11 protein-coding genes are annotated in these 10,427 nt (G+C 63.2%); 5 read left to right on the forward strand and 6 right to left on the reverse strand.

The window, feature by feature from the left end:
* The first annotated feature begins 8 nt into the window (after window positions 1-8).
* Window positions 9-1,529, forward strand: coding sequence for a conjugal transfer protein TraG N-terminal domain-containing protein (locus tag KVY02_RS12145; protein ID WP_106763541.1), 1,521 nt, complete (start codon window positions 9-11; stop codon window positions 1,527-1,529).
* 9 nt (window positions 1,530-1,538) lie between these two features.
* Here KVY02_RS12145 and KVY02_RS12150 read toward each other — a convergent pair whose 3' ends face one another.
* Window positions 1,539-1,904, reverse strand: a complete 366-nt coding sequence (locus KVY02_RS12150; RefSeq protein ID WP_106763544.1) for a DUF3742 family protein — start codon at window positions 1,902-1,904, stop codon at window positions 1,539-1,541.
* 216 nt (window positions 1,905-2,120) lie between these two features.
* Here KVY02_RS12150 and KVY02_RS12155 point away from each other — a divergent pair, with 216 nt between their 5' ends.
* The 3 genes from KVY02_RS12155 to mobH all read left to right on the forward strand — a co-directional run bounded on the left by KVY02_RS12155 (window position 2,121) and on the right by mobH (window position 5,861).
* Entirely contained in the window at window positions 2,121-2,879 is a 759-nt protein-coding gene (locus KVY02_RS12155) for a type IV toxin-antitoxin system AbiEi family antitoxin domain-containing protein (protein ID WP_218313592.1), read from the forward strand.
* On the forward strand, window positions 2,872-3,804 hold the full coding sequence (locus tag KVY02_RS12160) for a nucleotidyl transferase AbiEii/AbiGii toxin family protein (RefSeq protein WP_218313593.1): 933 nt from the start codon (window positions 2,872-2,874) through the stop codon (window positions 3,802-3,804). Before KVY02_RS12155 ends, KVY02_RS12160 begins: the two co-directional genes overlap by 8 nt.
* Window positions 3,805-4,004: 200 nt before the next feature.
* A complete protein-coding gene (mobH, locus tag KVY02_RS12165; protein WP_106763553.1) occupies window positions 4,005-5,861 on the forward strand; it encodes a MobH family relaxase in 1,857 nt (618 codons plus the stop codon).
* 218 nt (window positions 5,862-6,079) lie between these two features.
* Here the strand turns inward: mobH and KVY02_RS12170 are convergent, their stop codons facing one another.
* Together KVY02_RS12170 and KVY02_RS12175 are read right to left on the reverse strand one after the other, a co-directional pair.
* Window positions 6,080-6,337 carry a glutaredoxin family protein gene (locus tag KVY02_RS12170; RefSeq protein ID WP_106763555.1) on the reverse strand — a complete coding sequence of 86 codons (258 nt, stop codon included), beginning with the start codon at window positions 6,335-6,337 and terminating at the stop codon, window positions 6,080-6,082.
* Window positions 6,338-6,347: 10 nt separating this feature from the next.
* Entirely contained in the window at window positions 6,348-7,049 is a 702-nt protein-coding gene (locus KVY02_RS12175; protein WP_106763558.1) for a CopM family metallochaperone, read from the reverse strand.
* A 47-nt stretch (window positions 7,050-7,096) separates the two neighbouring features.
* On the opposite strand from KVY02_RS12175, the gene KVY02_RS18330 reads away from it, so the two are divergent.
* Entirely contained in the window at window positions 7,097-7,228 is a 132-nt protein-coding gene (locus KVY02_RS18330; protein ID WP_256357486.1) for a hypothetical protein, read from the forward strand.
* 45 nt (window positions 7,229-7,273) lie between these two features.
* Here KVY02_RS18330 and KVY02_RS12180 read toward each other — a convergent pair whose 3' ends face one another.
* From KVY02_RS12180 to KVY02_RS12190, 3 genes are all read right to left on the reverse strand, one after another.
* Window positions 7,274-8,470, reverse strand: coding sequence for an MFS transporter (locus KVY02_RS12180; protein ID WP_106763560.1), 1,197 nt, complete (start codon window positions 8,468-8,470; stop codon window positions 7,274-7,276).
* A gap of 77 nt (window positions 8,471-8,547) precedes the next feature.
* A complete protein-coding gene (locus tag KVY02_RS12185; RefSeq protein ID WP_106763563.1) occupies window positions 8,548-8,922 on the reverse strand; it encodes a MerR family transcriptional regulator in 375 nt (124 codons plus the stop codon).
* Entirely contained in the window at window positions 8,919-10,424 is a 1,506-nt protein-coding gene (locus KVY02_RS12190) for an efflux transporter outer membrane subunit (protein WP_106763566.1), read from the reverse strand. Before KVY02_RS12190 ends, KVY02_RS12185 begins: the two co-directional genes overlap by 4 nt.
* Between the last annotated feature and the right edge of the window lie 3 nt (window positions 10,425-10,427).

Genomic DNA, 10,427 nt, shown 5'->3' on the forward strand with positions numbered 1-10,427 from the left:
GATGGCACATGACGCTGTTCACCACGGACTACCTGGAGTACTACCTGACCCTGCTGAGCTGGGTCATCCACAACGGAATTTGGGCGGTGCTCGTTTCCAGCGGTGTGTTCGCCATACCCTTCGTGGCGATCATCATCCAGGAATGGCTGCGCGCGCGAGCCGAAGGTGCGGACGAAGGAAATAAAGGCGCGCTGTCCTCGCTGCGCATCGAGAACCGTGTCTGGGTGGCGATCGTCGTGGTGATGTTCGCGGGCATCCCCTTCATCGACGTTGACCTCAACACCATCAAGTACGACCAGGCGCGCTCGGCGCAATGCCAGGTGAGCGTGCCCGAACCTGGAGAGACCGGCTGGTCGCAGTCGTTCAGCACGCTCAACAACCAGAGCGCACGCGTGCCGGTGTGGTGGGCGTTCATGCACGCGCTGTCGCGCGCGATCACCGGGGCCTCGGTTGCTGCCATCCCATGTGGAACCGACCTGCGGCAGATCCGTATGGAGATCAATGCCACACGCATCGACGACCCGGTTTTGGCGCAGGAAGTCGCCGATTTCACCCACGACTGCTACGGCCCGGCGCGCGCCAAGTTGTTTATGAACCGTCCGAATCTCGATGAAGCACAGATGCACGACGTCACCTGGATCGGCTCGCGGTTCTACCTCGACAACGCCGGCTACTACGACACCTACCGCGCAAGGGCGCCGCGCGATGGATGGGCCTACGACAGCAACCGGGATGCCGGCCTGGCGCAGGTGCCGAGCGGTGCCGGCTATCCGACCTGCCGCCAGTGGTGGAACGACAGCGGCAACGGCCTGCGCGCACGTCTGCTGGATCAGGTCGATCCCAGCCTGCTCAACCGTCTGGCCGGCTGGGCCGGTTTCCTGAGCCGCACCGAAGTGGATGACTCGGTGATCCGCACCATTGCCTCACCGCGCCAGCAGAAACTCAACCAGGGCAGCGTCTACACGGATTACGGCGGGCAAATCGACAAAACGCTGCCCAACGTCATCAACCGCGCCGCCAGCGATGTCGGGATGGCGGTTGGCGGGCTTGCCTATTTCCCGGCGATGGACGTCGTGCGCCAGGCCCTGCCGATGGTGCTGGCGTTCCTGAAAATGGCGCTGGTGATCTGCATCCCGATCGTCTTGCTGATCGGCACCTACGACCTGAAGACCGTTATCACGCTCACCGTCGTCCAGTTTGCATTGTTCTTCACCGACTTTTGGCTGCAACTGGCTCGATGGATCGACAGCACGATCCTCGATGCACTCTACGGTTGGGGGTTCGGATGGAACCGCCCGCATACCAACTTCGATCCCCTGATCGGATTGAACAACACATTCGGCGACATGCTGCTCAATTTCGTCATGGGAGCCATGTTCCTGGTACTGCCTGGATTCTGGATCGCGTCGCTGGGATGGGTCGGCTTTCGCGCAGGTCAGGCCATTCAAGGTATGACCGAAGGCACGAAGGGAGGTGCGCAGGCTGGCGGTAAAGGCGCCGGAGCCATGTCAGGTGGGAAGCTCAAGTAGAGCCGAACCTCAATCGTCCTTGTAATCGACGTGGGTGTGGTCGTTGTAGAGGTTCGGGTCGTACCCCGGCGTGTTGCGAAGCTCGTCCATATCGGTGAAAGGCCAGGCGTCTTCGTCCGGGGAGTTTGCCGCCGAGGCCCAGGCAGCCGCGGTGACGAACACCAGCAGCAGCGCAAGCCAGAAGGCCGCATAGAGCAGCACCCCCAGCACGGCGAGCTTGACGATCCACACCAGCGCGGTCGCGGCGCCGCTCGGCACGCCGACGGAGGCCAGCCACGCGACCGCCCGCCGTTCGCGACGCACGTAGCCCCGCCAGCCACGGCCGAGCCAGCGGCCGAAGCGTTCTGCGGTACTGCTACGGGGTCTAGTGTTCATGATCGTCACCTGCTTGTCTGCGTTACATGGTTGCTCCAGTGTGCGCCGGTGGCCACCACGGTGCGGCCAGCAATGCGGCATGTCTGCTGCGGGATTTCGGCCATCCGAGGCCATCCATGATTAGATTTATACACCAAATTCAATCATGAGGCTAATTTTCAAGCATTGTTCTGTTTCTGAGTGGTGATTGATTAGATTGTGACGTATATTTAGCCTATGAGTGTAAATACGCGGTATCAAGTAATCAAGCGGCTGCTGACGGAGCTTCCTCGTGGAGCCCCGTTCGACCTCGCCATGCTCGAATCCTACGGCGTGTCGCCCCAACTGGCCGCCCGCTACGCGGAAAGCGGCTGGTTGGTGCGTCTGGCGCATGGCGTCTATGCCTTCCCGAATGACGACTTCGACGTCAGCGGCGCCCTGCGGTTCCTGCAGGAGAGGGTCGCCGGCCTGCATGTGGGGGGCAAGAGCGCCTTGGCACTGCAGGGGGTACGGCACAACCTGGCTTCCCGGGAGACCTTGGTGCTCTGGGGTGACGCCCGCTTTGCGCTGCCAGCCTGGTTCACCCAGCGGTTCCCGGCGCGGTACGTCAACGCCAAGCTGTTCGACTGGCCCGACGATACGCTCCCCGGCAAGACCCTGCACACGCCGCCGGGGCAGGCAGCAGGCCTGCGGGTGGCGGTGCCGGAGCGCGCGGTTCTGGAGTTGCTCTACGAGACCGGCCCGCGGGAAAGCCTCGAAGAGGCCCGTAATCTGTTCGACGGCCTGCGATCGCCACGCAAGGATGTACTCGGACGCCTGCTGGCCTGCTGTACCAGCGTCAAGGCCGTGCGCCTGTTCCTGACCTGGGCTCGGGAAACTGGCGTCGTCGACGTCGATGCGCTGCTGGAGCAGTACCCGGTACGTACCGGCAGCAACAAGCGCTGGATGAGCCGCCTCGATGACGGCACCTTACTGAGCCTGAACCCGCATGGATAAACACTACGCCGACACCGTTCGCCTGTTGCTGAACATCGCTCCCGACGTGTTCGACAACGACATCTTCGCCATGAAGGGCGGCACCGCCATCAACCTGTTCCTGCGGGACATGCCCCGCCTGTCCGTGGACATCGACGTGGTCTACCTGCCTTGGCAGACGCCGCGAGACGAGGCCTTGCAGGCCATCAACCAGGAGCTGGCCGCCATCGCGCAGCGCGTCGAACCCCTCGGCGTGCAGACACGCCTGATCCGCAGCAAGGATCTCGGGGATACCAAGCTGATCGCGGAGAACGAGAGCAGCCAGGTGAAGGTCGAGGTCAATGTGGTGTTTCGCGGCACCGTGCTACCCGCCACACGCAGTCCGCTGAGCGCTCGCACCAGCGATCTGTTCGGCGTCGAGTTCGATGTGCCGACCCTGGTTCCGGACGAGCTTTATGCCAGCAAGCTGGTCGCCGCCCTGGATCGCCAGCACCCTCGGGATCTGTTCGACGTCTGGCAGTTGTTCGAGAGCGGTGGCCTGACCGATGCGATGGTCGAGTGTTTCGTGGTCTATCTGGCGGGACACAACCGACCGACCCACGAAGTGCTGTTCGGCAACGACAAGGACATCACCGGCGAGTATGAGCGCGCCTTCGTCGGCATGACCGAGGTGGCTTGTCCGCTGGACGTCCTGCTCGATACCCGTGCCCGGCTCCGCCATGAGCTACCGAGACGACTCAGCGATGCCCACCTGCAGTTCCTGAGCGGGCTGACCCGCGCGCAACCCGACTGGTCACTGCTGCAATGCCCGCATGCCGACCAGTTGCCCGCACTGCGCTGGAAGTTCGCCAACCTGAGCACATTCCAGAAGCGCCGCCCGAAAGACTTCATCGCGCAGGCCGATGCTCTTGACGCCGGCCTGGCCGTAACCGCCTCCGGCGGCTGAGCCACCTCACCTGGCTCCACCTGGAAAAGGGGACTGCCCCAACATCCGTTTCTTTGTCGTCTGGCACCTGGTTACCGCCTATATGTAAAGGCTTTGAACAAGGGTCAAGGGCGGAAAGGGCAAGGGAATGGGGCGCAAGGGGAAAGGCCCTATCTGGAAAAGGAAAAGGCCCTGTCCCGCTCTCATTTCAGGTCACGGCGATGCTCGCTCTGTTCCAACGAAAACGGCCGCCATTGCCGGAGCCGGCACCGGCGACACCACCGAAAGGGCTGACGCGGCCGGAATCGGCCGCGTCCTTGCTGGCGACGCCGCGTCGGCGAAAGCTGATGGAGCACATCTGGCAGCGCACCTCGCTTTCGCGCAAGCAGTTCACCTCCCTGTACCGTGTGCCACTGGAGCGCTATGCCGAACTGGTGCAGATGTTCCCGGCGTCGGAAAGCCACCACCATGCTTACCTCGGCGGCATGCTCGACCATGGGCTGGAGATCGTCGCCTTCGCGCTCAAGCTGCGGCAATCGCATCTGCTGCCGGCTGGCGCAACACCGGAAGACCAGGCCGCCCAGGCCGAGGCCTGGACGGCGGCCACGGCCTATGCTGCGTTACTCCACGACATCGGCAAGATCGCGGTAGATCTCCACGTCGAGTACGAGGACGGCCGCGTCTGGCACCCCTGGCACGGGCCGCTGCTGCACCCCTATCGCTTCCGCTACAGGGACGACCGAGAGTATCGCCTGCATGGCGCAGCCACCGGCTTGCTCTACCATCAGTTACTCGATGCCGGCATCCTCGACTGGCTCAGCAGCTACCCAGCGCTATGGGCACCGCTGCTCTATGTGCTGGCCGGTCAGTATGAGCATGCGGGCGTGCTGGGCGAGCTCGTCGTTCAGGCGGATCGTGCATCCGTGGCTCAGGAGCTGGGGGGCGATCCCAGCCGCGCCATGGCCGCGCCCAAGCATGCCCTGCAGCGCAAGCTCATCGATGGACTTCGGTATTTGCTGAAGGAGGAGTTGAAGCTGAACCAGCCCCAGGCATCGGACGGCTGGCTGACACAGGATGCCTTGTGGCTGGTGAGCAAGACCGTCTCGGACAAGCTGCGCGCACATCTACTGTCACAAGGCATCGATGGCATCCCCTCGAACAACACGGCCGTCTTCAACGTGTTGCAGGATCACGGCATGCTGCAGCCGGCCCCGGACGGCAAGGCCATTTGGCGTGCCACGGTCAACAGCGAGGCTGGCTGGTCGCACAGTTTTACGCTGCTACGGATGTCACCAGCATTGATCTGGCAGCCGGATGAGCGTCCCGCTCCCTTCGCCGGAACGGTGACGGTGGAAGCGACTTCTGAAACGGGAACCGCCGAACAGCCCGCAGGCAGTTCGGATGAAGCCACCGGCAGCATCGAAACCTGTGCCGACAACATGGCTCTTGCTGCCGGACAGTCGCCTCCCACACCTGCGTCAGCCAACACGACTTTGCCCCAGCCGGAAGGGGAACCTCCTGCGGACGCGGTGGACGATCTGTTGTCCCTGTTCGGACAACCCGCTCAGGAGACCGGCGTAGAGCCCGAGCCCGCTGCTCAGCGCAACAGTGGCCCGCCGACAACTTCTGCCGAGCTGCCCACGAATACCGAAATCAGGCCACCAAAGAACTTGCCTGAAGCTCCTGACTGCGCGGTGCCATCCGGCGAGCACTTCATCGTCTGGCTCCGCCAAGGCATCCAGTCCCGTCGCCTCATCATCAACGATGCGAAAGCACTCGTGCATACCGTGGCGGATACGGTTTATCTGGTCAGCCCTGGCCTGTTTCAGCGCTACGCCCAGGAGCATCCCAGCATCTCGGCGCTCGCCAAGCAGGACAAGGTGCAGGACTGGCAATGGATACAGAAGCGCTTTGAAAAACTCGGACTTCACAGGAAACAGCCGTCGGGTTTGAATATCTGGACATGCGAAGTCATGGGGCCGCGAAAATCCCGTCGATTGCATGGCTACTTGCTCGAAGATCCGTCGCACATATTTGATACCGTTCCCCCGAACAATCCATACCTGTCGCTCAAATAGCAGCCTTCCGAGGAAGAGCCAGAGAGGTAGTTGAAGATGCTGATCGCCTGAGGTTTCTTCTCGTGATGTCAACGACGGGGGGGGGGGCGAAAGCGCGGAGCGTTCTCGGCTGAAGAATGATCCACGGTCGTTCCGGCGTGTCCGCAACAGCGCTTACAGGGTCCGACCGGAGTCCGAGCCGGCGGCTCCGCCCGTGACCACGGTCGTCCTTCAGCGGCTCACTGAAGGCCAAGCGCCTTCATCAACCCCGGTTTCTGGCTCGCGAAGGTGCCATAGAAGACCTCGTTGCCGATGATCGTGATCGGGGCCACGCGCACGCCGGTTCGTGACTTGGCCTCCGCGGAAATCTTCGGGTCGGTCAGGTCGCGCTCTTCAAACGCGATGCCCTGCTGGGACAACCACTCCTTTAGCGCCCGGCAGTCCGGGCAAGTTGGAGTGCTATAGATGAGGATGCGCGGGGTGTTGGCTTGGTTCATGGTCGTGCCTTCACTTGCCCCGAGCGACAAGCCAACTCTTCATCATGGCGATCTCGCCTTCCTGCGCGGAGATGACCTCCTGAGCCAACTTGCGGACCTCCGGATCCTTGCCGTACTGCAACACCACCTTGGCCATGTCGATCGCGCCCTGGTGGTGCGGGATCATGCCGCGCATGAAGTCCACATCGGCATCGCCGCTGAAATCAATCATCATGTCCGCGTGCATGCGGTCGTTGCCGGCACGGTAGGCGGCCGTCGAGGCATCGCCCGAGCTGCCGGCCGCCGCCTGCTGGCCGTTTTCGCCCAGCCACTTGTTCATCATGGCGATCTCGCCTTCCTGCACGGTGATGACCTCCTGGGCCAGCTTGTGAACCTCCGGGTCCTTGCCGTACTGCAGCGCCACCTTGGCCATGTCGATCGCGCCCTGGTGGTGCGGGATCATGCCACGCATGAAATCGACGTCGGCGTTGCCAGTGAACTGCGCTCCCATCCCGGCGTGCATCTGGTCGTTCACGGCGCGATACGCGGTCGTGGAAGGACTGTCATTGGCCGAGGCGCTGGAGGGCATCGCGTGCCCTTGGTGACCTCCGCCCGCACTGGCCTGCATCGCTTCACCCGACGGGACGACCACCTTCTTCTGGACGGCCATCAGGCCGACGGCGACCACGACGGCGCCCGCAATGAACAACAGGCTGAACTTGTTGACTCTCATGAAAAGCTCCTTGAATGAGGTTGATGGAGTCACTGTAGGGCTTCCCATTGTTGGAAGGTCAAGCCCCTCATTTCGCCGTTGATGCCGATGAAGACCCTCGGCGCAAGATCCAGTCCTTCACTTCCACCGCCTACGACGACGCGCTGTCGAAGCTGCAGCGGTGGAAGCAGGTGATCTAGCGCCTGAGGCGGCCGCTAGACGGAACGCCTCTCGCATCGGCCCGATCAGCCCGGACTTGGTCGCACCGGCTCTCGCGCGGCCTGCCACAGCAGCGGCACCAAGATCAACGCCAGGGCCGGGAAGATCATCCAGTTGACCGCCTGCCAGCCCGAGCTGTGCAGGATCGAGCCCGCGAGGAACGACACGGCGGCTGTGGCAGCGAAAACGAAGAAGTCGTTCATGCCCTGCGCCTTGCTGCGCTCGGCCGGAGTGTGGCAGTCGGTGACCATCGCCGTCGCGCCGATGAAACTGAAATTCCAGCCGATGCCCAGCAGCGCCAGCGAGCCCCAGAAGTGGGGCAGGCCGAGCCCGCCCAGGGCCACCACCCCGGAGGCGGCGAGCAGTACCATGCCGACGGCGGTCACGCGCTCCTTGCCGTAGCGCACCATCAGTCGTCCGGTGAAGAAGCTCGGCCCGAACATCGCCAGCAGGTGCCACTGGATGCCCAGGGCGGCGTTGTCCACCGAATGTCCATGGTTGACCATCGCTACAGGTGCGGCCGTCATCACGAACGCCATCACCCCATAGGACACCACGCCCGCAGCCACCGCCAGCAGATAGCGCGGCATCGCCAAGAGCTGCAGCACCGTCCGACCGCTATCGGCGACTGCTTCGGCCTGGGTCTGGCGCGGCGTGCGCAACATCAGCAGGATCGGCAAGGCGATCAGCGGCAGCAGCGCCTGGCTGAGGAAGCTGCCGACGTAGGGCGTGCCCGCTACCGCGTCGCGTGTGAAGATCACCAACTGCGGCCCGATGATGGCGCCCGCGAGGCCGCCCACCATGACCCAGGAAATGGCCTTGGCCTTGAGCGTGTCCTCGGCGGTGTCGGCGGCTGCGAAGCGGTAGCTCTGCACATACGCGCCGTAGAAGCCGGCCAGGAAGGTGCCGGCGCAGAAGATCCAGAACGAAGCCAGCATGATGCCCAGCGCGGCGATCAGGCCCGAGGCTACGCCGAAGCCGACCCCGACCACGTACCCGTTACGGCGGCCATGGCGTCGCATGATGAACGCTGCGGGCAAGGTGCCGATGGCAAGACCCAGGCCAAACAGGCTCACGGGCAACGTGATCCAGGCCGAATCGTTGGCAAGCTGCTGGCCGACCAGCCCACCCAGCGACATCACGATGGGCGCGCTGGCGCCGCCGAGCGCCTGCGCGGCGGTGAGAACGCCGATGTTTCGGCGTGTGATGCTCTGGTCGGTCATGGCGTCTTTCTTATTCGTTTTCTGGCCGGAAATATTACACACATGAATATATATTCAGTTATACGACCATGCGATGCTCACGAGCCATCGAGAGCCGGTCCATCCTCGGAAGCCGCACCGTGCAAGGCCAATCCGAGCAGGTGCTCTTTCACCTGGATCAGTTGCTCCATGCGTTCCTCGACACAGGCGAGATGGCCTTGGACAGCCTGCCTTAGCAGTTCGGGTTCCAGGAACCCCTCATGTGCCCAACCCAGCAGACGGCGCACGTCATCCAAGCCGATGCCCGACGCACGGTAGTTGCGAATCAGGTGAAGCCGTTCGACATGCGCCGGGCCATAGCGCCGATAGTTGTTGCGTGACCGCTCCGGGGCTTGCAACAGGCCCTCCCGCTCGTAGAACCGAATGTTCTCCGGGGGGGTGCCCGTCAAGCGCGCAAGTTCGCCGATCCTCATCCCGGCGACTTGGTGGACTGCTTAACGCCGATACCCGACTGCACCGAGTGCTCAGTCCAGCCGCCGCCCAGCGCCTTGTAGAGGTTGATGAGGTTATTCAGCCGCGCCAGACGCGTGCGCACCAAAGTCTGCTGCGTGCCGTACAGCGTGCGCTGCGCGTCGAGCAAGGTGAGATTGTCATCCATGCCTTCCTTGAAGCGCTGTTCGGCCAATTCGTAGGCGCTCTGGCTGGCTGCCACCAATAGCTGCTCCGAGCGGATCTGATCATCGAGCGTGCGCTTGCCCGCCAGCCCATCGGCGACCTCGCTGAAGGCCACCTGGATGGCCTTTTCGTAGTTGGCGATCTCGATGCGCTTTTGCACCTGCGCCACGTCCAGATTGGCGCGCAACGCGCCGCCGCGGAAGATGGGCAGCGTGATCTGCGGCAGGAAGCTCCAGGCCCGCGAGCCCGAATCGAACAGGCCATCGAGCGAAGCGCTGGCCGTGCCTGCCGAACCCGTGAGGCTAATTGTCGGAAAGAAAGCGGCTCGCGCCGCGCCGATATTGGCGTTGGCACCAAGCAGCATCTGCTCGACGGCGCGGATATCCGGTCGGCGCACGAGCAACTCCGAAGGCAGTCCGCTCGGCAGGCTGGTTGGCACGATGCCATCAGGCAGCGTTGTGGCCGCATCCAGTTGCTGCGACAGTTCCGCCGTCAGCGGTTGGCCTAACAGCAATACCAGGGCATTGCGGTCGCTGGCTGCCTGTCGGGTATAAACCGCATGGTTGGCCTCGGCGGTACGCAGTGAAATCTCCGCGAGGCGCAGGTCGAGTTGCGTGGCGCTGCCTGCTTCCACCAATTGAGCCGTCAGTTCGTATGAGCGCTTCTGTGTGGCCAGGGTATCGCTGGTCAGAGTCAGTAGCGCCTGATCCGCGCGCAACGTGAGATAGGCGATGGCTACCTCGGATACCAGGCTCATCTGTGCGGCGACGCGGGTTTCATCGAGAGCCAGATAGGATGCCAAGGCTCGGTCGCTGAGGTTGCGGATGCGGCCCCATAGATCCAGTTCCCACGCTGTCGCCACCCCGGCCACGTCGTAGCGGCGGTTGATTTGGGTGGTTCCTGTGGGACTGATGTCAGCGGGCAGCCGTTCGGCCACACTGCCGCCGGCGGCGTCCAGGCTTGGCAGTAGATCGGCGCGCTGTATGCGATACATTGCGCGCGCCGCCTCCACGTTCAGGGCGGCCTTTTGCAGATCCCTGTTGCTCTCCAGCGAGAGCGCTATCAGCTGCTGCAACAGCGGGTCACGAAAGAAGTCGCGCCAGCCGATATCTGCCGCGAGCACCTGATCGGCGTCGGCTGGCGTGGCCTGTTCGTAGGCTGATCCCGTGGGATAGCTGGCAGCGATCGGCGCCTGGGGACGTTCGTACCTGGGCGACAGGGAGCAGCCTGCTAGGGCTACGGCCAGTGCAATGAGCGACAGTTTCTTCAATGCGCCTGGGACTTCAATAGATGTTTTCATAGT

Origin of the sequence: Halomonas sp. 18071143 (genome assembly GCF_019211725.1) — a bacterium.
Taxonomy (GTDB): Bacteria; Pseudomonadota; Gammaproteobacteria; order Pseudomonadales; family Halomonadaceae; genus Vreelandella; species Vreelandella stevensii.